Raw genomic sequence first — 20,588 nt, forward strand, 5'->3', positions numbered from 1 at the left:
GCGTTGCTCATGTCCCTTACCCTGTCTCTTCAGGCCGAGGATGGCCGGGCGCGAGCCGCCACGCTGCATACCGCGCATGGTGACGTGCCGACCCCGACCTTCATGCCGGTCGGTACGGCGGCCACCGTCAAGGCCATGATGATGGATTCCGTCCGCGCCACCGGTGCCGGGATCGTGCTTGGCAATACCTACCATCTGATGCTGCGCCCAGGCGCTGACCGCGTGGCGGCGCTGGGCGGGCTGCACCGTTTCATGGACTGGCCCGGCCCTATCCTGACCGATAGCGGCGGGTTTCAGGTCATGTCCCTGTCCTCCCTGCGCAAGCTGGACAAGGATGGCGTGACGTTCCAGTCCCATATTGATGGCTCCCGCCATCGTCTGACGCCAGAAAGCTCGATCGGGATCCAGCACAAGCTGGATGCGACGATCACCATGGCATTCGATGAATGCACCAAATTCCCCGCCACGCATGAGGAGGCGGCGTCTTCCATGGAGCTGTCGATGCGCTGGGCGGCGCGCTGCCGGGATGCGTTTGTGCCGCGTGACGGGTACGGGTTGTTCGGGATCGTGCAGGGCAGTGTCTATAACGATCTGCGCACGCAATCCGTGACGGCGCTGGGCGATGATTTCCACGGCTATGCAGTGGGTGGTCTGGCGGTAGGAGAGGGGCAGGAAGCGATGTTTGCCACGCTCGACCATACCCTGCCGCTGCTGCCGCGTGGCAAGCCGCGTTATCTGATGGGGGTCGGCACACCGGATGATATTCTGGGTGCGGTCATGCGGGGCGTGGATATGTTTGACTGCGTGATGCCCACACGCGCCGGACGAACGGCCCGCGCCTACACCTCGCAGGGGGTGATGAACATGCGCAATGCCCGTTATGCGGATGATGGCCGCCCGATTGATCCGGCCTGCGACTGTCCTGCCTGCACACGTCACAGCCGGGCCTATCTGCATCATCTGTTCCGGGCCGGCGAGATGCTGGGACCGATGCTGCTGACATGGCATAATCTCAATTACTACCAGTCCTTGATGCGTGGCCTGCGCAGCGCGATCATGGAGGGACGGCTGGAGCAGCATGCCGTCACGCTGCGCGCTGCCTGGGCGGCGGGAGATCGGGAGAAACAGGATGGCTGAAAATTATGCGGGCCTGACCCAGCTCGGCCAGACCGTTTCCCAGCCCGCCAGCCCTGATCAGGCGGTGCTGGAGAAAGTGCCTAATCCGACACCGGGCAAGGCGTATATGATCCGTTTTACCGCGCCGGAATTCACCTCTCTCTGCCCGCTGACCGGCCAGCCGGATTTCGCGCATATCGTGCTGGATTACGTGCCGCGTGACTGGATCGTCGAGAGCAAATCCCTGAAGCTGTTTCTGACCAGTTTCCGCAATGTCGGCAGTTTTCATGAAGCCTGCTCGATGAAAATCGCGGAGCGTGTGGTCAGCCTGCTTGATCCTGTCTGGCTGAGGATCGGTGCTTACTGGTACCCGCGCGGCGGTATTCCCATCGACGTGTTCTGGCAGACCGGCTCACCACCGGATGGCGTATGGATTCCGGCGCAGGATGTGCCGGGTTATCGGGGAAGAGGTTAAATCACATGGCTCTGTGGGTCCGTTTTGCGCGGGATGGGGAAACCGGTTTCGGAACGTTGGCGGATGGGGTGATCACGGCCCATACCGGCACGATGTTCGGCGACAATGCACCCTCTGGCGAGGTCGTTCCGCTGGAGACGGTGCGTCTGCTGGCACCCGTTATGCCGCGTAAATTCATCGGGCTGTGGAACAATTTTCATGAGCTGGCGGCCAAGCTCGGCACCTCTGTTCCCGACCAGCCGCTCTGGTTCCTGAAATCGCCGGACAGCGTGGTTGGCCCGGATGCGGAGATCGTGCCGCCTGAATCCTATCAGGGGAAAGTGCTCTACGAAGGCGAGCTGGGTATTGTGATCGGGCAGGACATCCATAACGGCGATGAAGCAGCCGCCGAGGCCGCGATTTTCGGCTATACAGCGGTGAATGATGTGACGGCGCTGGATATTCTCAATGCCGATCCGTCTTTTCCGCAATGGGCGAGGGCCAAAAGCTGCGACACGTTCGGACCGATCGGTCCCGCCATCGCCACCGGCTTCAACTGGCAGGAAGCGCGTATCCGCGTGGCCCTGAACGGGCGGGAACGCCAGAACTACCCGGCCAGCGACATGATTTTGTCTCCCGCCCGGATCGTCAGCTTGCTGTCGCGGGAAATGACGCTCCGTGCCGGAGATGTCATTGCCTGCGGCACCTCGGTGGGTGTGCTGCCGATGCGGCCCGGTATGGTGGTGGAGGTCACGATCGACGGGATCGGCACGCTGCGTAATACGGTCGCGCAAAAGGCCGATGCGGTTGCGGCCTGACCATGACGCAACCGGATCCTGCTCCCTCGGTCTGCTCTCCCGATGAATTTCATGCGTGGATCGAGGATGCGGTTCGTTTTGGGGATACGGATGCGCAGGGTCACGTCAACAACGTGACCTTCGCCCGTTACGCCGAGACAGGCTATGTGCCGTTCATGCGGGCGGCCGGGTTGCTGAGCGATCCGGGCCGCATGGCGGTTGCGGCCCGGATCGAGATAGATTTCCGCTCCGAGATTTTCTACCCGGCTGTCGTCCGGATCGGCACCGCACTGGAACGGATCGGGCGCAGCAGTATCACGCTGCGGCAGGGGCTGTTTGTCGAGACGCTCTGCGTGGCAACTGTGCGGCTGGTTCTGGTGCTGATCGACCGGAACACACGCCGCCCGGTCGTGGTGGATGATGCCCTCATTGCGCGGCTGAGGGCATTGTCCGAAGGTCTATCCGATCAGGAGGCGAGTTTGGCCGCCAGCCGGGCGACGTGATCGCCGAGGAAGCGCGCACCATCCAGCTCATTGGTGCTCGGCTGACGTGACCCATCGCCGCCGGCGAGGGTGGAGGCCCCGTAAGGCGTACCGCCGGAGACTTCATCCAGTCTGATCTGTCCCTGAAAAGAATAGGGCAGGCCGGTAATCACCATGCCGTGATGAAGCAGATTGGTCAGCAGGGAGAATTGCGTGGTCTCCTGCCCGCCATGCTGGCTGGCGGTGGAGGTGAACGAAGCACCGAGCTTGCCGATCAGGGCGCCTTTGGCCCACAGACCGCCGGTCTGGTCCCAGAACTGAGCCATCTGGGATGGCAAGCGGCCAAACCTTGTCCCTGCACCGACGATGATGGCGTCATAATTCGGCAGTTCCTCCGTTCTGGCGATCGGGGCAGCCTGATCGAGCTTGAAATGATTGGCGCGGGCGACCTCTTCCGGTACCAGCTCGGCAACACGGCGGATATCGACCTCGGCCCCGGCGGCGCGGGCACCTTCGGCGACGGCTTCCGCCATGGTTTCGATATGTCCGTAGGTGGAGTAATAGAGAACCAGAACTTTGGCCATTCGTACGTTCCTTTGCTGTCAGATCGGCTTTCCGGCTTTAATGATCGGGCAGGCCGTAGAGTTCAGAAAGAGAAACAATGGAAATGCATCTTTTCCGGATCTGTGATGCCGTTTCTTCCTGATCTTGAAGGCTGGGCGGTCTTTGCCCGTGTGGCCGATAGCGGTTCTTTCGCCGGTGCGGCGGAGGAGCTGGGCCTGTCCAGAGCCACCATCTCCAAGATCATCGCCCGGCTGGAGGGGCGGATCGGCGCGGCGCTGTTCAACCGTACCTCCCGCCGCTTATCCCTGACCGAAGTCGGCCGCGCCTCTCTTGAGCGTGCTCTGAGCATGCTGGAGCAGGCACAGGGGCTGGAGGAAAACGCACGTTCTTCTTCTGCTGCGCCGCGTGGGCTGGTCAGGATCTCGGCCCCGGTCAGTTTTGGGCTGATGCATGTGAGACCACTGCTGCCCCAGCTTCTGGCCGAGCATCCGGGGATTGATATTGATTTACGGTTGGATGATGCGGTCGTTGATCTGGTCGCAGGGGGCTATGACATGGCGATCCGTATTGCGCAGATGCCGGATTCCGGTCTGCGGGTGCGCCGGATTGCCCGGATGCAGATGAAGATCGTGGCCGCGCCATCCTTGCTGGAACGTGTACGTCCAGAGCATCCTCGTGATCTGGATATGGCCCTGTGTCTTGGCTACGGTCACGGCACGATGGCCGGGCGTTGGCGTTTGCGCCGTGAAAGTACGGGCGAAGAAGCCTCTCTGCTGCCTGCGGGCCGTTTGCGCACCAATAACGGCGAAATCATGCTGGAGGCGGCACGGAGTGGTCAGGGATTTGCGCTGGCACCTGATTTTCTGATTTGGGATGATCTGACGGCAGGCACTCTGGTTCCGGTTCTGACGGACTGGTCACTGCCATTGCTGGAGCTGAATATCGTTTTACCACCTTCGCTTTTGCGCCCGGCCCGTATTGCGGCTGTCGCCAGTTTCCTGACCGGGCAATTATCGAAATGCTGCTGGATTGTTCGTGACAAAGCAGCCTGACCCTCTGCAGTCAGCGTTGACGTTGAAGATGCAGAAAAAAGCGAAACAGGATATCGCTGCCTATGCGCAGGAACTGGGCTTTGCCTCGGTCGGGTTTTCGCCTGCCACCCTGACGCAGACGGCGCAGGATGGACTGGCGGCATTTCTGGAGGCTGGTGGCCACGGCACCATGGGCTGGATGGCGGAGCGCAGTGATCAGCGTGCTGATCCCAAGATATTATGGCCTGAAACCGGAACGGTTATCGCGTTGGGGATGTCGTATGCGCCGGTGGAAAACCCGCTTGGCAACCTTGATCAGCCTCAGATCGGCAATATCTCGGTTTATGCAAGAAACAGGGATTATCATGATATTATCAAGGGAAAATTAAAACAGATCGCGCAGAGGATCGTTTCCCGGCATGGCGGTATGGTGAAGGTTTTCGTCGATACAGCACCGGTGATGGAAAAGCCGCTGGCGCGGCAGGCCGGATTGGGCTGGCAAGGCAAGCACAGCAATCTTGTCTCCCGTCAGCATGGATCATGGTTATTGCTGGGCGAGATTTTTACCACGCTGGTTCTGCCGCACGATGATCCACACCCGGATCGCTGCGGCACCTGCCGCCGTTGTCTGGATGCCTGTCCAACCGGTGCTTTTCCAGCGCCATATCGTCTGGATGCGACGCGATGTGTGTCGTACTACACGATCGAATTTCATGGCCCGGTGCCGGAGCCATTCCGGCATGCCATGGGAAACCGTATTTATGGCTGTGACGATTGTCTGGCTGTATGCCCATGGAACCGCTTCGCTGTACAGGCTTCAGAGGCAAAGTTGAAAGCCCGTCCGGAACTGGTGGCACCTCGACTGGATCAGCTGGTGCAACTGGATGATACAAGTTTTCGTCTGCTGTTTTCGGGATCGCCCATCAAGCGTATCGGGCGGGATCGTTTTATCCGCAATGTATTATATGCGATCGGCAATAGCGGTGATTCGTCCCTGTTGCCAAAGGCGCAGGCACTGACCGACGATGCATCAGACATCGTTGCTGACGCCGCGCGTTGGGCTGTTGCCAGACTGGCAGAGGCACAGAGTCCATCATGAGTCTGATCAAACGCAGCTTTTCCTTATCCGGTCATCGCACCAGCGTCGCGCTGGAACCGGAATTCTGGACGATGCTGACGAATATTGCTTCCGGTCAGTCGCAGACATTGGCGCAGTTGATTGCCATGGTCGATGCTTCCCGTAATCCGGATCGTCCTTTGGCTTCTGCATTGCGGGTGCTGGCTTTGGAAGCAGCGCTGAGGATGGCAGGCATCAAACAGGCAGAGCAGAGCTGAATTGTCTGGTGCGTAGATTAAATATCAAGCCATCATCGTGATGATGATGCGATATGTTGCTGTTTGATGAACAGGATGAGTGACCGAAGTGCAGAATGATGCTTTTATTCCCTCTTCTATCCGAAGCGTCATTCAGGAACGCCTTGATCGGATCGTGGCGGAAAATCATGTGCGTATTCTGCTGGCCGTTGAGTCCGGCTCCCGCGCATGGGGGTTTCCTTCCCCTGACAGCGATTATGATGTGCGTTTCGTTTATGTCAGGAACAGGGATGAGTATCTGCGTCTGCACGCGCCTCGTGATGTGATTGAAACACCTCTGCTCGACGAAATTGACCTGAATGGCTGGGATATTCGCAAGGCGTTGGGATTGTTGCTGAAATCGAATGCTGTGATTGGTGAGTGGATGGTGTCTCCAATTCAGTATTGCACCGCGCATCCGGTGATCGAACGGTTGAACGATCTGGCCGGCAAGGTTCTGAACCGGCATCATCTGGCCTGGCACTATCACAGCATGGGCCGCAAATCAGCGGAACGCTGGTTGACGGGGGATGAGCCGGTACCGGTCAAGCGATATTTTTACGCTCTGAGACCTGCCCTTGCTCTGCGCTATCTGCGGCTGCATGCGGGAAAGCGCCTGCCGATGCATGTCAGTGCCCTGATGGAAGCCTCCGACTTATCGCGGTCTCTGCTGGAACAGATTAACACTCTGATCGCGGCGAAACGGCTTACCAACGAACAGACGAACGGCGCACGCTATCCTGAACTTGATGCGCTGATCAGGCAGGAACTCGCAATCCTACCGGAATCGGAGCAGACACGTCCGCCTATGCTGGATAGGCACCGCAGAGAGGCAGATCAGCTTTTTCTGGATCTGATCAATGCGTCATAAGGGAGACTTATGACTGAGTCTGGCGTGCCCTGAAAACGGAAGGATTTTCCCCGGCAACAGCGGCAAAGGCTTTTGCAAAGGCGCTGAGCGAGGCATAGCCGCATTCGGCAGCCACCATGGTAACTTGTTGGCCTTCCATCAGCAGACTCATGGCGTGCAGCATACGTGCCTGTGTCAGCCAAGCTTGCCAGCTTATGCCTGTTTCCCGCTGAAAACTGCGCCGGAAGCTGCGTTCCGACAAAGCTGCGGCGGCTATCGCTCCGGCCTGTGTGGCTTGTCCGGGTGCGGCCAGTGCGTAATCCATGGCGCGGGTCATGCGTGTACTGCGGGCACCGGGCAGAAACAGAGGCAATTCGTCCTCCAGCCATTCCCCGCAGAGCATTGCCAGAGACTGGAAAAAACAGCGTGCCAGAGGATCCTGTTCTGATGCGCCGACCGGCCAGCGCGTGGCGTAAAGGATCATTTCACGCATCAGCGGATTTGCATGGAGAATACGAACCCGCCCTGCTCCAATCATCACACAGTCCGGTGAAAAATAGAGCGATACACTGTCCATATCCATGATCGTGGTGCGATGACGGATGTTGGCCGGTATCCACACCGCCTGCCCAAGCGGCAGGATATGCTGCCCGGCTTCGGTTTCAATCCGCATGGCCCCGGAGGCAGCGTAAATCAGTTGATGATACGGATGGGCGTGCCAGTCATAGGTGGTGTTGCGTGTATGGTCCCGGAACGCAAAACCCGTTCCGTATGGTTTGTCGATACCGTAACGGTGGAGAATATCGGCTGTTTCGTCCCGGGTCAGGAGCTTCATGGCGGCCCTTTCATGGTCGTGAGGTATGGCCGTTGCTCATTGATATTTGGCCTGCAAGCGTTAGCCGGTCAATGATGTCTTTGCCTATCTTTCCCGCCCCAGCAGGAGAGAGAGAGCCATGATCCCCTCAGACACCAAACCCGACGAAACGCGGCAGAATCATGATCATGCGGTGATCGCACAATTTACGCGATGGGCCGGGACTTTTGCGGCATTACCCGTGCATGCGGAACACTCTGCCATGGTCCGTACGCTGGCCGCCTGTGCCCTGACCCCGGCTTCGCGTGTGCTGGATGTGGCCTGCGGCCCAGGCATTCTGGCATGCGCCATGGCAGAGCAGGCGCAGCATGTATCCGGGATTGATCTGACCGAGGCGATGATCGGACAGGCAAGGCGGCGGCAGAATGCAGCCGGTCTGCACAATCTGGAATGGCATGTCGGGCATGCCGGATCACTGCCGTTTGAGGATGGGTCTTTCGACTGTGTGACCACGCGCTACAGCCTGCATCACATGACCGATCCGGGGCGCATTCTGGCGGAAATGAAGCGGGTCTGTTGTGAAGGTGGCAGGGTGGTGGTGATCGATGCGACCCCTGCACCAGAAAGTCAGACTGCTTATGACAGGATGGAACGGATACGCGATCCGTCACATACCTCTGCTCTCACTTTGATGCAGTTGCGGGAGGTCGGGCGGCAATGCGGCCTGATTGAACAATTGATTGACGGCTACCGTCTGGAAGCGAAACTGGAGGAGTTGGCCGATCCGGAGGCTATGCCCGCCCTGACGGAGATGTTCGAGGCAGATATCCGCTCCGGTGACGATCGCCTGGGTGTGCAGGCTTACCGTGCCGTCGATGGTCTGCGGCTGTTTTTCCCCATCTCGATTATCGCATGGCAGGTCTAAAGGCCACGAGATAGGGAGTGATCAGGGCAGAACCCAGCGTGCGGCATCACGCAGAATGGCACTGTCCAGTGCATACAACGCATCCAGAAATTCCACCTGCAACGATCCGGGGCCATCGGCGCGGATAGCGGCCAGTTCTCCGGCCAGACCGGTGGCGCATAATCCGGCACAGGCGGCAACCAGCGGGTCTGGCTCCACCGCCGCAAAAGCGCCGATCAGCGCAGTGGCGGTGCAGCCGAGACCGGTGACGCGGGTCATCATCGGGTGCCCGTTGGCGATGCCGATCAGGCGCGTGCCATCGGTCACGTAATCTGTGGCCCCCGTCACGGCCACCGCTCCGCCGGTGCGACGGGCGAGTATAGAAGCTGCCTCCAGCGCCGCTGTGGAGGAGACGAGGCTGTCTACGCCGCGCCCACCGCCGCCATCTCCGGCCAGGGCAATGATCTCCGAGGCATTGCCGCGCACAATATGCGGCTTTGCCTCCAGCAGATCACGGGCCAGTTCGGTGCGATAACGCAGGGCACCGACCGCCACCGGATCAAGCACCACCGGCTTTCCGGCCTGGCGTGCAGCCGCCATGGCCAGCCTCATGGCAGCGGCACGGGGGGAGGACATGGTTCCGAGATTGATAACCAGACTGTCGGCCATGCGCGCAAAGGAGTCCACTTCCTCCACCCCCTCAACCATGGCGGGCGAGGCTCCCAGTGCCAGCAATGCGTTGGCGGTGGTATTGGTCACCACCAGATTGGTGATGTTGTGCACCAGCGGCCGTTTTTCTCTCAGAAGAGTGAGCAGATAAATGGTCCGCTCTGTCAGCCAGGCGGCAGATAAAGGCTCTTCCGTCATCGCATGCGCTCCCTCCGGGGCAACATATCCCCCGGCAGAAGAAGGGAAACCCGATCCCGGCTGGGACGTAAAGACCAGAGACGGTACCGCCATCGGTATGACGGTCCGAGATACGAAAAGCGCGCCAGTCCGCGCGCCTCGCAGGTCAAGGAGGATATCGTATGGGCAATCATGATATAGACGCTGCAGTCACCGATCTGAAGGGTAAGGTGAAGGATGCTGCTGGAGGCTTGACCGGTGATACCGGGCTGCAGGCAGAAGGCAAGCTGGATCAGGGTATCAGCAAGGCAAAGCAGTTTGCGCACGATGCTACGGATGCGGTTCAGGACGGTGTCGAGCATCTGCGGGATAAAGCGAACAGCGCTGAAGAGCATGCACGCCGGCATGCAGAAACCGTGACTGCCCGGTTGCGTGATCTTGCCGAGACAGCGTGGGAAAAAGCTGCCGATGCGGGTGGCAAGGTTTATGAAACCGGTGTGCGTGGCGGGCAGAAACTCGGGGAAAGTCTTGAGCAGAAGCCGGTTCTCTCTGTCGCACTGGCGGGTGTGGTCGGGTATCTTGCGGCTTTCATGATCCATTCTCCCTCAAGCCCGCTGGCTCCGGAGCCTCCGCCGAAACGTCGTTGGCTGTTTTGATGATCCAGGCTTGATGGTGGGGATCTGTTCATTTCCTTCCGTCAGCCATCTGTGGACGGCAGGCGGCGGTACAGTATAGTCGCGGACCCACCAGAGAAAGCGGAAACAGGGCTTTGAGCCAGTCAACACACTCTGCCGGGGATGGAATATCCCCGGCTTTTATGCATGATGTTTCTTATTCTGATCGTGAATCGACCCTGAAAATTTCCGGATCCGCCACGGATACCAATCATGGAGCAGGGATACGGCAGGCTCGGGCTCTGGAGCGTATCGCCCGTATTCTGGCCTGGGTGGCCGGTACTATCCTCGCTATTGCCGTGCTCAGCTTGCTCTCTGACGTGCTGCTGCTGCTGTTCGCGGCCATTCTGGCGGCCTGTCTGTTGCGTGGTGCAGCCAATGCTGCCGCCAACAGGCTGGGGGGGACGCCGGGGTTGTGGCTGTCCTTGATCTTGTTGTTGTTCGTCGGGATCATTGCCGGTGCCATCTGGCTCCGCGGACCAACGCTGATCACGGAAATCGAGGCACTGGGTGGCAGGCTGAATGATCAGTTCAGTGCAGTCTGGGACCGGCTCGGCTCGCTCGATTATGCCCAGCAGGTGGTGCACAAGGCGCGTGCCTACCTGTCTTCCGCAGGGGAGAAAATCGCCGGCCTGGCGGCGGGGGCGGCAACCAGTACGCTTGGTGGCATCGGCAGTCTGACGGTGATCCTGATCGTCGCAATATATCTGGCCGCTTCGCCCGGCATCTACGTGCGTGGCACATTGCGGTGTCTGCCAAAATCATGGCGGCCGCGTGGGGCTGAGGTGATGCATGAAACGGCCCATGCGCTGCAATGGTGGTTTGTCGGCCAGGTGGTCGATATGGTGATGATCGGCGTTCTGACCTGGATCGGGCTGTCCCTCTTGGGAGTAAAACTGGCGGGTACGCTCGCCCTGATCGCGGCGCTGTGCAATTTCGTACCGTATGTCGGTGCTATTGCAGGGGCTGTTCCTGCTGTGCTGGTTGCGTTCGGTGAGGGACCGCAGACGGCGCTTTATGTGGGAGTGATGTTCGCAGGCGTGCAGGCGCTGGAGGGGAATGTGATCGCGCCGATCGTGCAGAAAAGCACGGTCGATCTGCCGCCGGTGTTGACGATCCTGTCCCAGACCGTGCTGGGCACGATTTTCGGGCCAGTGGGTCTGATTTTGGCGACGCCTATTTTCGCGGTTGGCATGGTCGCGGTCAGAATGATCTATGTCGAGAGCATTCTCGGTGATCACGATGGTGCCCTGCTGCCTCCGCTTGAGCAGACCCCGGACGGTCAGTAATACGGTCAGTAATAGCGTGGCGCAGGAATGGTGCGGAGGATCTGGCACGCCTGCATCTGCTCAGGCGGCAGAGTGTCCGTCGTGTCACAGATTGCCTCTGCGCCGGCCCGGCATGATCGTTCCGCGATCAGCCGGTTGCCTTCCATGATATCGACCGACACAGGGTCGGCCTTGCTGACGGTCTGGTTATTGATCACGAGATCAGCCGACGCATTGAAATCCTTCATAGCCTTGAGACAGTCGCTGCTGGCCTGGCCCTTATGAGCCTGCAACAGGTTAAGCTCCGCTGTCAGCCGTGCGGTTGCCGGATCCTTGGGGGGCGGGGCATCACACCCAGACAGAACGGCGGGAAGGATCAATGAGGCTGCTGCCAGCCCGATCAGTCTGATATCCATCGTACTCTCAGGAATTCGTATTGCGGGTAGGGGCGATCGTGCAATGCTGGCTGCGATTGACGGTCAGGGAACCGGTTCTGGTGCTGTCTACCGGATCGGGATAGGTCAGAATAATAGTTCCGTTTTTTGGCTCGGCGGCCATCTCAACGCGCGTGGCTCCCACCAGCACGACATTGCTGTCGCAGGTGATCGAGACCGTGTCGGCGGCCTTTGGCGTGTCACTTCCACAGGCACTCAAGGATACCAGCAACGGGGCAGCAATCATCAGGGCGCCATAGAGTGTTCTGGCCTTCATCAATTTTCTCCGTTGATTGCGAATCGGTCTGTGCCAACACAGACAGGAAAAGTGCAATGCTTCGTGCTGGCAAGAGTGGACAGGGGCTCGTGCCGAATGTTTCCGCTTTTCGACCGATCTTCGGATTCGGGCCGTGGGGAGCAGAGCGGGGCTGTTTTTGGTATGGCTGCCAAGGAGGAAGCGGCGGTGGTGTATCTCGGCAGCGGGTTCTATACGGGCGCACCATGCCTATTCCGGCCTGCAATGTGGATACTGCTAAGAGAAAGCGAGAATGAGCGCGTTTAAATTCAACGCCTTTAACGATCGACGTGAGGCCGCCGCGAAAGCAAAGGCAGCCATGCTGGACCGCTTCAAAAGTGCACCCAGCCTTGATGATCCCGACATCAAGCAGAAGCTGGAGGAGCAGCGCATCGCCTATGAAGCGCGGGAGGCCCGTCTGGCCGAGCGCAAGCGCCTGAAAGCGGAAGAAGCCGCACGGATTGCCGCGGAAAAAGCCGCTGCCGAAAAGGCCCGTATTGAGGAAGAGCGTGCGCATGAAGCCGCCAAGGCTGCGGCGGCTGTCGAGGAAAAAGCCCGTGCCCTGGCTTTGCTGGCAGAACAGAAGGCCGAGCGGGATCGCCGCTATGCTGCGCGTAAGGCCCGCACCGGTCGTAAATAACCGGGGGTTGCCACAATAATAGGCGGGACTATTCCCGCACCAGGAAGCGGCGCGAGGGGGCATCCCTTCGCGCCGCTTTTTGCACTTCAGCGTTTGGCAGCCGAATCGGCATGTGCCTTCAGCAGTGCCTCCAGCGGTAGATCAAGTGCTGGGCAAAGGGCCTCGATATGCGATGTATGAAGGGGGATGTCCTTGCGCAGGATGGCGCTCAGCTCTTCTTCCGGCAGCCGGGTAATAGCGGATAAAAGGCGCGGCGGAATGGAGCGTTCAGCCATGGCATTGCGGATCAGGGCAATCGGATCGGTGCTTTTGGGATCGGCCTGGGAAGCGAGGTAGTGTCCGGTCAGGATGGCCCAGACGCCCAGCATCTCATGTTCACGGCTGCCGGGTTCCGGATTGTTGTTCATCAGGCGATGCATTTCCACACGCGCCGCTTGCAGATCGGCTTCATCGCGGATCGGTTTGAAATCCATGCCCGACAGGCTCCCCAAAGATGATGACAATGTCTTGGGGGCGTTCTTAAAGCAGATGGGATAGTGAAGAAAAGCGGCCCGGCCTGTTATGATGAGGTAAGGGCGAGGCTTGAGTGAAAGAAAGGGCGGGATCAGTTATCGTCGCTGTGCAGGGGAACCTTGACCAGCATGGTCGGGGTCGGCTGGAGGTTACGCTCCATCACCACTTGCGACGAGTCTTTCCAGGTATAGCCATCCCCCCTGAACTGGTCCCTCGGCTGGTAAAGAGTGGCCGAAACATACGGTTTTGCGGGTTGGACCGGGCTGGTGGGTTCACCGACATCAAGATTAGGCATCGGGGCCGCGGTATAGTCTTCCTGGCGGGGGGCACTGATGGTTGTCTGTTCGGAGGGAGAAGCGGCAAAAGCCCCTGTGAAGGACGGGATACAAAGCACCACCGCCACCAGTCCTGCCGTGAATACCGGCTTCATGACTTTATTCTGCCTCCCAGCGCCAAAGCGCGTCTCCCGTCCTCATCTGTCTGCCGGACGGTTATCCGATATGCCTTGTAACTATGTCAGAATTCGCCCGTCTTGCCGGACAATCAAGTAAAACCTGCAACCATACTGATGAAAAAACGTTATGTTGCCCGTTCGCCGCATTCCGACCCCGTCATGGAACGGAAGGGTAGAATAGTGTAGCCCTTTTTATGGGCTGCACTATTCCCCTGATTATCTGATCAGCCGCCGGCACCGGTCCAGGCAGGCTGGGGACGATAGAGTCTGCTCTTGCATTCATTGGGCGGCAGGACGATCTGGAGCGCCTCTACCAGCCGGTCGATCATCTCATCCGTATGCTTCGGTGTCGCGGTCAGACGCAGCCGTTCAGCCCCTTTGGGTACAGTCGGATAGTTGATCGGGGTCGCATAGATCCCGAATTCATCCAGCAGGCGTGCGCTGATGTCACGGCACAATGCGGCATCGCCTACGAAAACCGGAACGATATGGCTTTCGGACTGCATACGGGGTAGCTGAGCCTCATCCAGCTTGCGCTTGAGCATATCGGCCCGCTCGAACAGCTGGATACGCCTTGTGGGATCGCTGCGCAGATGGCGGATGCTGGCCAGCGCGGCTGCCACGACCATGGGCGGCAGAGCGGTGGTGAAGATAAATCCGGCCGCAGTCGAGCGCAGGAAATCAACGATTTCTGTGTTGCCGGTGATATAGCCGCCATGCACGCCGAAGCCCTTGGCCAGCGTGCCCTCGATGATGTCGACGCGATGGGCGACATTATCCCGTTCTGACACACCGCCACCGGTCGGGCCGTACATCCCCACGGCATGCACTTCGTCCAGATAGGTCATGGCACCGTATTTTTGGGCCAGATCGCAGATCGCGCTGATCGGGGCGATGTCGCCATCCATTGAATAGACGCTTTCAAAGGCGATCAGCTTGGGCGTTCCGGTGGGGGCGGCGGCCAGCAATTCTTCCAGATGCTCCATGTCGTTATGGCGGAAGATCTGCCGCTTCGCATTGGCAGCGGCCCGCATGCCGACGATCATGGAGTTGTGGTTCTTCTCGTCGGAGAAGACATGCCAGTCGGGCAGACTGTTCAGAATAGTACCCAGCGCTGCCTGATTGGAGACATAGCCGGAGGTGAACAACAGCGCACCCTGCTTGCCATGCAGGGCGGCCAGTTCGGCTTCCAGCGCATCATGCAGGGGATTGGTGCCGCTGATATTCCGTGTGCCACCCGCGCCTGCGCCCATCTCATGCGCGGCGGCAATGGCAGCCTGAATGGTGATCTCGGACGTGCCCATCGCCAGATAATCGTTGGACGACCAGACAGTGACTTCCTGCACGCGTCCTTCGTGTTCCCGATGGTAGACGGGGAATTTGTCGGCCTGCTTTACCAGAGGGGTGAACGTGCGATACCGGCCCTGTGCCTTGATGTCGTCGAGCGACCGGCGACAGAGATCATTGAAAGCGTGCATGATGTGGTCGTCTACTTCCTGCTGGCTCACGCCATGGCGTGCCGGTTTCAACCTGGTCCTGAATAAGCGACGCCCCGCTGTGGATGCGCCAACCCCTGGATCGCCCCTTGCGTGATCTTACCGGATATCCGACGGAGCGGGAACACACAATTGTTCTTTGGGGATGGAGGCGTCAAGTTTTAGTAATCGTCACAAATGGAGAGGGTGCATGGCGGAATTATCATGACCATGCCGGATTTAGTCCTGTCCCCGTTTGACGAAGATTCTGATTTCCGAGGCCTGAATGGCGGGGTCTGTCATAGCTGCCAGGCTGATCTGGTCAGAGTCGACTCCCATCAGCATCATGTCTTCGGCAACGGTGACGGCTTTCATGCGGGCGGCTTTGGCGCGCCCGATCTGTCGCGTGGGGTTGCCTGTCGCGGGTACGACGGTCGTCACGACATAGAAAATCCCGGGATGGGAGATATTGGCCTGCTGCACAGCCGTTCTCAATGCATCCGTATAACTGCGATCCGCTTCGTCATAACCATCATAGCGGATGGTCAACAGCGGAATGCGCCCTTCGGAGTTCAGGGCGGACATCAGCGCGGAGGGCGGCGGTTTGGCAGGGGCCGCCCCGAAAGTGGTGCGATCCACCAGCTTGCACCCGCCAAGGCCGGAGGCCGCGGCAAGCATCAGAACCAGCAGGGATCCCGGCGTCACCCATGGATGACGCGAGGAAGGTAATACTCTGTGCAGGAAAGGCATTGTGCTCCGGCTCCGCGATGCCCGCAGGCTTGCAGGGTTTGGCAGGCAGGGCAAGATCATCATCGCACAGGACGCGCAGCAGACAGGAACAGGGCAGCATGAGCGGCAGTAATCGGCGGATCAACGGTGAGCGTCTGTGGGACAGCCTGATGCAGATGGCGCAGATCGGGGCAACGCCGAAAGGGGGCGTGCGGCGGCTGGCCCTGAGCGCAGAGGACCGGATGGGGCGAGACCGCCTGGCGGCGCTTGGCCGTGCGGCGGGCTATGCCGTCAGGACCGATGCGATCGGCAACATGTTCCTGCGGAGAGAGGGGCAGACTCCGGACCGGAAACCGGTTCTGTTCGGCAGCCATCTGGACAGCCAGCCGAGCGGCGGAAAATTTGACGGCGCGCTGGGGGTCATGGCCGGGCTGGAAGTGCTGCGCGCACTGGATGAGCATGGAATCGTCACGGAGGCCCCGGTCGAGCTGGTCAACTGGACCGATGAGGAAGGCAGCCGCTTCGGCCGGGGATTGCTGGGGTCCGGAGTCTGGGCGGGTGTGAACGGGCTGGAGGAGACTCTGGCCCTGCGCGATCATGCCGGTATCAGCGTGGCCGAGGCTCTGGATGGCATTGCCGGAGACGCCCCGGCAGAGGCTTTCCCGGCGGACAGCTATTTTGAACTGCATATCGAGCAAGGGCCGATTCTGGAGGCAGAGAATGCCGATATCGGAATCGTCACCGGCGCACAGGCCCAGATCTGGTGGGATGTCACCGTCACCGGTCAGGATGCGCATGCTGGCACGACTCCGCCTTCTGTGCGCAAGGATGCGCTGCTTTGCGCGGCCCGGATCATTGATCTGGTAGATCGGATGATGCGCGCAAGGGGGGAGGCCGGGCGTGGTACGGTGGGGGAGCTGCATGTGCTGCCTAACAGCCGCAATGTGATTCCGGGTGAGGTGCGCTTTACCGTGGAGTTCCGCCATCCCGATGATGCTGAAATTGCCCGCATTGCCGCCCAGTTCCCGCGAGAGGCCGGGTTTATCGCCCGTGACTGCGATGTCTCGCTGGCCTTGGAGGCGGTGCTGAGGCTGGCATCCCGGCCCTTCGACCCGTCCTGTGTAGCATTGGTGGCGGAAGCCGCGGCACGTCATGGCTATGCAGCGCGGGAAATTGTTTCCGGGGCCGGCCATGATGCCATTTACGTGGCACGCAAGATGCCGGTAGCGATGATTTTCGTGCCCTGCCTGAATGGCCTGTCGCATAATGAGGCCGAAAGCATCACCAAGGCCCAGGCAGAGGCCGGAACGCAGGTTCTGTTCGATGCGGTGCTGGCGCGGGCCGGGATCGCAGGATGAGCGTGGCGTGCATGGCTGAACCCAGACTGTCGATTCTTCCCTGTTTCTGTCGGGTTCGCGGCTTCCGCACTTCGTAGGGGCCTGTATAACGAATGATCGCGAGAACCGGCGCGGAAGGCGCGCTGGAGAAAAAATGTTACGCCAGATCGCCTGTTGCGCGAGGTATTCTTGCGTCTCGGTAGGCTGGTGGAGCGCTTGAGGAAAAGGAAGAACGCCATGGCGGTCAAAGTCGCGATCAATGGTTTCGGGCGCATCGGACGGCTGGTCCTGCGCGCTATCGTGGAAAGTGGACGCGAGGATGTCGTCCCTGTCGTCATCAACGATCTGGGCAGTGTCGAGGCGAACGCCCACCTGTTCCGCTATGACAGCGTCCATGGCCGTTTCCCCGGCGAGGTGCAGGTGGACGGTGACAGCATCATCATCCGCCATAACGGCCGTACCTTCGGCCCGATCCGCGTGACGGCCGAGCGCGACCCTGCGAAGGTGCCGTTGCAGGGCGTGGATGTAGCGATGGAATGCACCGGCCTGTTCACGAAGAAGGATACGGCAGGGCAACTGATCACTGCCGGTGCCCGCAAGGTGCTGATTTCCGCGCCGGGCGACGGGGTGGATGCCACCATCGTCTATGGCGTGAACCACAACACGATCACCCCGGATATGACGGTGATCTCCAACGCGTCCTGCACCACCAACTGCCTCGCGCCGATGGCCAAGGTGCTGCATGACCGCTTCCGCATTCTGCGCGGCTATATGGTGACGATCCATGCTTATACCGGCGATCAGCGCACCGTGGACACGCTGCACAAGGATCTGCATCGCGCCCGTGCTGCCGCCATGTCCACCATTCCGACCAGCACCGGTGCCGCCAAGGCCGTCGGCCTTGTGCTGCCGGAGCTGAAGGGCAAGCTGGATGGCACTGCGATCCGCGTACCGGTGCCGAATGTCTCGCTGGTGTCGCTGGACGTCAATCTCGAAAAGACCGCGACCGTCGAAGAGGTGAATGCCGCGATGAAAGCCGCCGCCGAGGGCGATCTGAAGGGCATTCTGGTCTACAACACGGAAAAGCTGGTCAGCATCGATTTCAACCATGCCCCGGCATCTTGCTCCTTCGACGCGACTCAGACGGCGGTGGTGGACGGCCAGATGGTGCGGGTGATGGGCTGGTACGACAACGAATGGGGCTTCTCCAACCGTATGTCCGATACCGCCGCGCTGTTCGGCAGCCTGTAAGAGACGGTCGTACACTATGTCGTTTCGTACATTGGACGGGCTTGATGTCCGTGGACGCCGGGTGCTGGTCCGGCTCGATCTGAACGTGCCGATGCGTGACGGGCGGGTGAGTGATCTCACCCGCATCGAGCGTCAGGCTCCGACCGTGCGGGAGCTGGCCGAAGGCGGTGCCCGTGTCATCGTCATGAGCCATTTCGACCGTCCCAAGGGGAAGCGGGTGCAGGAAATGTCCCTGCGCCCGATCGCCGAGGCGCTGGGGGCGGCATTGGGTCAACCGGTCGCTTTCGTGGATGACTGCATCGGCGGCACGGTGGAAGAAGCTGTGGCCGGGATGAAGGATGGTGACGTTCTGGTGCTGGAAAACACCCGCTTCCACGCCGCGGAAGAAAAGAACGATCCTGAATTTTCCCGTCTGCTGGCCTCTCTGGCCGAAGTGTATGTCAACGATGCGTTCTCCGCCGCGCATCGTGCCCATGCCAGCACGCATGGCGTGACCGCGCATCTGCCCGCCTATGCCGGACGGCTGATGCAGCGGGAGGTCGAGGCACTGGAACTGGCGCTCGGCTCGCCCACCCGCCCGGTGGCGGCGATTGTCGGCGGTGCGAAAGTATCCACCAAGCTCGATCTGCTGGGCAATTTGTCCACCAAAGTGGATGTGCTGGTGATCGGCGGTGCGATGGCCAACACTTTCCTGGCTGCGCAGGGCATCAAGGTTGGCAAGTCGCTTCAGGAAGCGGAGATGCATGATACTGCACGCGCCATTCTGGAAACGGCGAAAAAGGCCGGCTGCGAGATCCTGCTGCCGGTCGATGCGGTGACGGCCACCGAATTCCGGGCTGATCCGCCGACCCGCACCGTCAGCATCAACGAAATTCCGGATGATGCGATGATGCTGGATGTCGGGCCGGAAACGGTGCGTCTGCTGACGGAACGCCTGTCCGGTGTCAAAACACTGGTCTGGAATGGCCCGCTTGGCGCGTTTGAGATCAGCCCGTTCGACAAGGCGACCGTTGCGCTGGCCCAGTCCGTTGCCGGGCTGACGGAAACGGCCGGTCTGGTTAGCGTGGCGGGCGGTGGAGACACCGTCGCGGCGCTGAAACATGCCGGTGTGGTTGAGCGTCTGACCTATGTCTCTGCCGCGGGCGGTGCCTTCCTGGAATGGATGGAAGGCAAGGAACTGCCGGGTGTCGCGGTGTTGCGGGCCTGATAAATGCCGCTCTCCTGCCTGTTCCAATCGGGACAGGCAGGAGAGCGGGAAGACAAAAGAGCCAGCAAGGCGAGGGGCACGCGCTTTTTGCGCTCATATCAGTCGTTTGGTGTGCCTTCGTGCTGCCCCAGCCAGAGCAGCATTGCCATCAGTATGATGGTGAAACGGAATGCGCTTTCAATGCCATTCCATTGGCTGGACATCCACATGCCGAACCATTCGCCGCCAATCACCAAAAACCCACCCAGCCAAAGCGTTATGCCGCTGACGAGGCCCAGTATGGCGATGGGTTTGGCGCTCTGGAACGTCGCTGCCGTATGACGTGCATGCCATAAGCGCCATACGCCCAGCCAGCACAGCGTAGCAGCCAGTCCTTCGACTGCAATGATGAGAGCATAGGCTGCATGTTGGAGCAGCGGTGACTGAATGGCGCGATAGTGGATGTGTGCATCCGGAAAAATCGTATCCATCGCCAGCACGTGCTGTACAAATGGCCAGTTGGTGCCGTAATCAGTCAGATTGCCGAAGGCGGTCAGGGTGATCCATAATGCAATCAATGCCAGCACGATGATCTTGCACAGGCGTATGATCATTGCGTCATGATCCAACTGCTATGTCGGGCTTCGGGGATCAAACGCAAAAGACCTGAACGTTCAGGTCTTTTTTGTCGGCATGATTTCAACAGGATGGAAGCGAATTTTTACGGCTCACCCGGCTCGGTGGAGAACAGTTCGGCTTTGCCCGGTTTGTCTTTCCATTCCTCGGCATCCGCCGGAGGCTCACCCTTGCGGGTGATGTTCGGCCAGACGCTGGCATAGGTGCGGTTTTTTTCCGCCCAGGCGGTGGCACGGTCGTCGCTGTCGGGGAAAATCGCTTCCGCCGGGCATTCCGGCTCACACACGCCGCAATCGATGCACTCATCCGGATGGATGACGAGCATGTTTTCACCGACATAGAAGCAGTCCACGGGACAGACTTCCACGCAGTCCATGAATTTGCAGCGGATGCAGTTCTCGGTGACCACGTAGGCCATAAAGTCACTCCCGATCGCCCAAAGCGGCATCGTCTTCTGATGTCGCGCTGAATATGTGGCGGGCATA

26 protein-coding genes are annotated in these 20,588 nt (G+C 59.9%); 15 read left to right on the top strand and 11 right to left on the bottom strand.

Features of this window, described 5'->3' with window-relative positions; all coding sequences use genetic code 11:
* The first annotated feature begins 9 nt into the window (after nt 1-9).
* From tgt to GBCGDNIH1_RS13865, 4 genes are read left to right on the top strand one after another with little or no spacing between them, the layout of a single operon-like run.
* Entirely contained in the window at nt 10-1,137 is a 1,128-nt protein-coding gene (gene tgt, locus GBCGDNIH1_RS13850; protein ID WP_025318099.1) for a tRNA guanosine(34) transglycosylase Tgt, read from the top strand.
* Nucleotides 1,130-1,591 (top strand): preQ(1) synthase, encoded by a 462-nt coding sequence (gene queF / locus GBCGDNIH1_RS13855; RefSeq protein ID WP_011630999.1) that lies wholly within the window; start codon nt 1,130-1,132, stop codon nt 1,589-1,591. The genes tgt and queF overlap by 8 nt, the downstream gene beginning before the upstream one ends.
* Before the next feature lie 5 nt (nt 1,592-1,596).
* The gene (locus GBCGDNIH1_RS13860; protein ID WP_011631000.1) at nt 1,597-2,388 is read left to right on the top strand and encodes a fumarylacetoacetate hydrolase family protein; all 792 of its coding nucleotides are present in this window, start codon (nt 1,597-1,599) and stop codon (nt 2,386-2,388) included.
* 2 nt (nt 2,389-2,390) lie between these two features.
* Nucleotides 2,391-2,870 (top strand): acyl-CoA thioesterase, encoded by a 480-nt coding sequence (locus GBCGDNIH1_RS13865; RefSeq protein WP_011631001.1) that lies wholly within the window; start codon nt 2,391-2,393, stop codon nt 2,868-2,870.
* Here GBCGDNIH1_RS13865 and wrbA read toward each other — a convergent pair.
* The gene (gene wrbA, locus GBCGDNIH1_RS13870) at nt 2,834-3,433 is read right to left on the bottom strand and encodes an NAD(P)H:quinone oxidoreductase (protein WP_025318103.1); all 600 of its coding nucleotides are present in this window, start codon (nt 3,431-3,433) and stop codon (nt 2,834-2,836) included. The two genes, GBCGDNIH1_RS13865 and wrbA, sit on opposite strands and share 37 nt — an antisense overlap.
* Before the next feature lie 105 nt (nt 3,434-3,538).
* On the opposite strand from wrbA, the gene GBCGDNIH1_RS13875 reads away from it, so the two are divergent.
* The 4 genes from GBCGDNIH1_RS13875 (at nt 3,539) to GBCGDNIH1_RS13890 (ending at nt 6,668) form a co-directional block, all read left to right on the top strand.
* The gene (locus GBCGDNIH1_RS13875; RefSeq protein WP_025318104.1) at nt 3,539-4,465 is read left to right on the top strand and encodes a LysR family transcriptional regulator; all 927 of its coding nucleotides are present in this window, start codon (nt 3,539-3,541) and stop codon (nt 4,463-4,465) included.
* A 28-nt stretch (nt 4,466-4,493) separates the two neighbouring features.
* Complete coding sequence (queG, locus tag GBCGDNIH1_RS13880) at nt 4,494-5,543, top strand: tRNA epoxyqueuosine(34) reductase QueG (protein ID WP_043452625.1); 1,050 nt, start codon at nt 4,494-4,496, stop codon at nt 5,541-5,543.
* Nucleotides 5,540-5,779 carry a ribbon-helix-helix domain-containing protein gene (locus GBCGDNIH1_RS13885; RefSeq protein ID WP_011631004.1) on the top strand — a complete coding sequence of 80 codons (240 nt, stop codon included), beginning with the start codon at nt 5,540-5,542 and terminating at the stop codon, nt 5,777-5,779. Before queG ends, GBCGDNIH1_RS13885 begins: the two co-directional genes overlap by 4 nt.
* A 79-nt stretch (nt 5,780-5,858) precedes the next feature.
* Complete coding sequence (locus GBCGDNIH1_RS13890) at nt 5,859-6,668, top strand: nucleotidyltransferase domain-containing protein (RefSeq protein ID WP_011631005.1); 810 nt, start codon at nt 5,859-5,861, stop codon at nt 6,666-6,668.
* A 7-nt stretch (nt 6,669-6,675) separates the two neighbouring features.
* Here GBCGDNIH1_RS13890 and GBCGDNIH1_RS13895 read toward each other — a convergent pair whose 3' ends face one another.
* A complete protein-coding gene (locus GBCGDNIH1_RS13895) occupies nt 6,676-7,482 on the bottom strand; it encodes an AraC family transcriptional regulator (protein WP_011631006.1) in 807 nt (268 codons plus the stop codon).
* 118 nt (nt 7,483-7,600) lie between these two features.
* On the opposite strand from GBCGDNIH1_RS13895, the gene GBCGDNIH1_RS13900 reads away from it, so the two are divergent.
* Entirely contained in the window at nt 7,601-8,386 is a 786-nt protein-coding gene (locus tag GBCGDNIH1_RS13900; RefSeq protein WP_011631007.1) for a class I SAM-dependent methyltransferase, read from the top strand.
* Between the two features lie 21 nt (nt 8,387-8,407).
* Here GBCGDNIH1_RS13900 and thiM read toward each other — a convergent pair whose 3' ends face one another.
* The gene (thiM, locus tag GBCGDNIH1_RS13905; RefSeq protein ID WP_011631008.1) at nt 8,408-9,325 is read right to left on the bottom strand and encodes a hydroxyethylthiazole kinase; all 918 of its coding nucleotides are present in this window, start codon (nt 9,323-9,325) and stop codon (nt 8,408-8,410) included.
* A gap of 68 nt (nt 9,326-9,393) precedes the next feature.
* Here thiM and GBCGDNIH1_RS24990 point away from each other — a divergent pair, with 68 nt between their 5' ends.
* A complete protein-coding gene (locus tag GBCGDNIH1_RS24990) occupies nt 9,394-9,867 on the top strand; it encodes a CsbD family protein (RefSeq protein WP_011631009.1) in 474 nt (157 codons plus the stop codon).
* Between the two features lie 161 nt (nt 9,868-10,028).
* Complete coding sequence (locus GBCGDNIH1_RS13915; protein ID WP_050748378.1) at nt 10,029-11,174, top strand: AI-2E family transporter; 1,146 nt, start codon at nt 10,029-10,031, stop codon at nt 11,172-11,174.
* 5 nt (nt 11,175-11,179) lie between these two features.
* On the opposite strand, the gene GBCGDNIH1_RS13920 is transcribed toward GBCGDNIH1_RS13915, so the two are convergent.
* The gene (locus GBCGDNIH1_RS13920) at nt 11,180-11,569 is read right to left on the bottom strand and encodes a hypothetical protein (protein WP_011631011.1); all 390 of its coding nucleotides are present in this window, start codon (nt 11,567-11,569) and stop codon (nt 11,180-11,182) included.
* Nucleotides 11,570-11,576: 7 nt separating this feature from the next.
* Entirely contained in the window at nt 11,577-11,864 is a 288-nt protein-coding gene (locus tag GBCGDNIH1_RS13925) for a hypothetical protein (protein ID WP_025285871.1), read from the bottom strand.
* A 271-nt stretch (nt 11,865-12,135) separates the two neighbouring features.
* Between GBCGDNIH1_RS13925 and GBCGDNIH1_RS13935 the strand changes: the two genes are divergently transcribed.
* Nucleotides 12,136-12,522, top strand: coding sequence for a DUF6481 family protein (locus GBCGDNIH1_RS13935; RefSeq protein ID WP_011631013.1), 387 nt, complete (start codon nt 12,136-12,138; stop codon nt 12,520-12,522).
* 86 nt (nt 12,523-12,608) lie between these two features.
* Here the strand turns inward: GBCGDNIH1_RS13935 and GBCGDNIH1_RS13940 are convergent, their stop codons facing one another.
* The 4 genes from GBCGDNIH1_RS13940 to GBCGDNIH1_RS13955 form a co-directional block, all read right to left on the bottom strand.
* Complete coding sequence (locus GBCGDNIH1_RS13940; protein WP_025285873.1) at nt 12,609-12,995, bottom strand: helix-turn-helix domain-containing protein; 387 nt, start codon at nt 12,993-12,995, stop codon at nt 12,609-12,611.
* A 131-nt stretch (nt 12,996-13,126) separates the two neighbouring features.
* A complete protein-coding gene (locus tag GBCGDNIH1_RS13945; RefSeq protein ID WP_011631015.1) occupies nt 13,127-13,465 on the bottom strand; it encodes a hypothetical protein in 339 nt (112 codons plus the stop codon).
* Nucleotides 13,466-13,713: 248 nt separating this feature from the next.
* Complete coding sequence (gene hemA, locus GBCGDNIH1_RS13950) at nt 13,714-14,967, bottom strand: 5-aminolevulinate synthase (RefSeq protein WP_025318111.1); 1,254 nt, start codon at nt 14,965-14,967, stop codon at nt 13,714-13,716.
* Nucleotides 14,968-15,204: 237 nt separating this feature from the next.
* Complete coding sequence (locus tag GBCGDNIH1_RS13955; RefSeq protein ID WP_011631017.1) at nt 15,205-15,714, bottom strand: hypothetical protein; 510 nt, start codon at nt 15,712-15,714, stop codon at nt 15,205-15,207.
* Between the two features lie 98 nt (nt 15,715-15,812).
* On the opposite strand from GBCGDNIH1_RS13955, the gene GBCGDNIH1_RS13960 reads away from it, so the two are divergent.
* From GBCGDNIH1_RS13960 to GBCGDNIH1_RS13970, 3 genes are all read left to right on the top strand, one after another.
* Nucleotides 15,813-17,051 (top strand): Zn-dependent hydrolase, encoded by a 1,239-nt coding sequence (locus GBCGDNIH1_RS13960; protein ID WP_043452632.1) that lies wholly within the window; start codon nt 15,813-15,815, stop codon nt 17,049-17,051.
* 216 nt (nt 17,052-17,267) lie between these two features.
* The gene (gene gap / locus GBCGDNIH1_RS13965) at nt 17,268-18,281 is read left to right on the top strand and encodes a type I glyceraldehyde-3-phosphate dehydrogenase (RefSeq protein WP_025318112.1); all 1,014 of its coding nucleotides are present in this window, start codon (nt 17,268-17,270) and stop codon (nt 18,279-18,281) included.
* Between the two features lie 16 nt (nt 18,282-18,297).
* Nucleotides 18,298-19,488 carry a phosphoglycerate kinase gene (locus tag GBCGDNIH1_RS13970; protein WP_011631020.1) on the top strand — a complete coding sequence of 397 codons (1,191 nt, stop codon included), beginning with the start codon at nt 18,298-18,300 and terminating at the stop codon, nt 19,486-19,488.
* A 98-nt stretch (nt 19,489-19,586) separates the two neighbouring features.
* Here the strand turns inward: GBCGDNIH1_RS13970 and GBCGDNIH1_RS13975 are convergent, their stop codons facing one another.
* Both GBCGDNIH1_RS13975 and fdxA read right to left on the bottom strand, forming a co-directional pair.
* A complete protein-coding gene (locus GBCGDNIH1_RS13975) occupies nt 19,587-20,081 on the bottom strand; it encodes a DUF2165 family protein (protein WP_025318113.1) in 495 nt (164 codons plus the stop codon).
* 107 nt (nt 20,082-20,188) lie between these two features.
* Nucleotides 20,189-20,521, bottom strand: a complete 333-nt coding sequence (fdxA, locus tag GBCGDNIH1_RS13980) for a ferredoxin FdxA (protein ID WP_025318114.1) — start codon at nt 20,519-20,521, stop codon at nt 20,189-20,191.
* Between the last annotated feature and the right edge of the window lie 67 nt (nt 20,522-20,588).

Source organism: Granulibacter bethesdensis CGDNIH1, from assembly GCF_000014285.2.
Classification (GTDB): domain Bacteria; phylum Pseudomonadota; class Alphaproteobacteria; order Acetobacterales; family Acetobacteraceae; genus Granulibacter; species Granulibacter bethesdensis.

Coding starts and splice junctions, on each gene's coding strand:
- GBCGDNIH1_RS13935 (WP_011631013.1), top strand. CDS start 12,136: ATGAGCGCGTTTAAATTCAACGCCTTTAACGATCGACGTGAGGCCGCC.
- thiM (WP_011631008.1), bottom strand. CDS start 9,325: ATGGCGGTACCGTCTCTGGTCTTTACGTCCCAGCCGGGATCGGGTTTC.
- GBCGDNIH1_RS13945 (WP_011631015.1), bottom strand. CDS start 13,465: ATGAAGCCGGTATTCACGGCAGGACTGGTGGCGGTGGTGCTTTGTATC.
- tgt (WP_025318099.1), top strand. CDS start 10: ATGTCCCTTACCCTGTCTCTTCAGGCCGAGGATGGCCGGGCGCGAGCC.
- wrbA (WP_025318103.1), bottom strand. CDS start 3,433: ATGGCCAAAGTTCTGGTTCTCTATTACTCCACCTACGGACATATCGAA.
- GBCGDNIH1_RS13920 (WP_011631011.1), bottom strand. CDS start 11,569: ATGGATATCAGACTGATCGGGCTGGCAGCAGCCTCATTGATCCTTCCC.
- GBCGDNIH1_RS13960 (WP_043452632.1), top strand. CDS start 15,813: ATGAGCGGCAGTAATCGGCGGATCAACGGTGAGCGTCTGTGGGACAGC.
- gap (WP_025318112.1), top strand. CDS start 17,268: ATGGCGGTCAAAGTCGCGATCAATGGTTTCGGGCGCATCGGACGGCTG.
- GBCGDNIH1_RS13940 (WP_025285873.1), bottom strand. CDS start 12,995: ATGGATTTCAAACCGATCCGCGATGAAGCCGATCTGCAAGCGGCGCGT.
- GBCGDNIH1_RS13975 (WP_025318113.1), bottom strand. CDS start 20,081: ATGATCATACGCCTGTGCAAGATCATCGTGCTGGCATTGATTGCATTA.
- GBCGDNIH1_RS13915 (WP_050748378.1), top strand. CDS start 10,029: ATGCATGATGTTTCTTATTCTGATCGTGAATCGACCCTGAAAATTTCC.
- queG (WP_043452625.1), top strand. CDS start 4,494: ATGCAGAAAAAAGCGAAACAGGATATCGCTGCCTATGCGCAGGAACTG.
- hemA (WP_025318111.1), bottom strand. CDS start 14,967: ATGCACGCTTTCAATGATCTCTGTCGCCGGTCGCTCGACGACATCAAG.
- GBCGDNIH1_RS13955 (WP_011631017.1), bottom strand. CDS start 15,714: ATGCCTTTCCTGCACAGAGTATTACCTTCCTCGCGTCATCCATGGGTG.
- GBCGDNIH1_RS13925 (WP_025285871.1), bottom strand. CDS start 11,864: ATGAAGGCCAGAACACTCTATGGCGCCCTGATGATTGCTGCCCCGTTG.
- GBCGDNIH1_RS24990 (WP_011631009.1), top strand. CDS start 9,394: ATGGGCAATCATGATATAGACGCTGCAGTCACCGATCTGAAGGGTAAG.
- GBCGDNIH1_RS13875 (WP_025318104.1), top strand. CDS start 3,539: ATGCCGTTTCTTCCTGATCTTGAAGGCTGGGCGGTCTTTGCCCGTGTG.
- GBCGDNIH1_RS13860 (WP_011631000.1), top strand. CDS start 1,597: ATGGCTCTGTGGGTCCGTTTTGCGCGGGATGGGGAAACCGGTTTCGGA.
- GBCGDNIH1_RS13970 (WP_011631020.1), top strand. CDS start 18,298: ATGTCGTTTCGTACATTGGACGGGCTTGATGTCCGTGGACGCCGGGTG.
- GBCGDNIH1_RS13895 (WP_011631006.1), bottom strand. CDS start 7,482: ATGAAGCTCCTGACCCGGGACGAAACAGCCGATATTCTCCACCGTTAC.
- GBCGDNIH1_RS13885 (WP_011631004.1), top strand. CDS start 5,540: ATGAGTCTGATCAAACGCAGCTTTTCCTTATCCGGTCATCGCACCAGC.
- GBCGDNIH1_RS13865 (WP_011631001.1), top strand. CDS start 2,391: ATGACGCAACCGGATCCTGCTCCCTCGGTCTGCTCTCCCGATGAATTT.
- queF (WP_011630999.1), top strand. CDS start 1,130: ATGGCTGAAAATTATGCGGGCCTGACCCAGCTCGGCCAGACCGTTTCC.
- fdxA (WP_025318114.1), bottom strand. CDS start 20,521: ATGGCCTACGTGGTCACCGAGAACTGCATCCGCTGCAAATTCATGGAC.
- GBCGDNIH1_RS13900 (WP_011631007.1), top strand. CDS start 7,601: ATGATCCCCTCAGACACCAAACCCGACGAAACGCGGCAGAATCATGAT.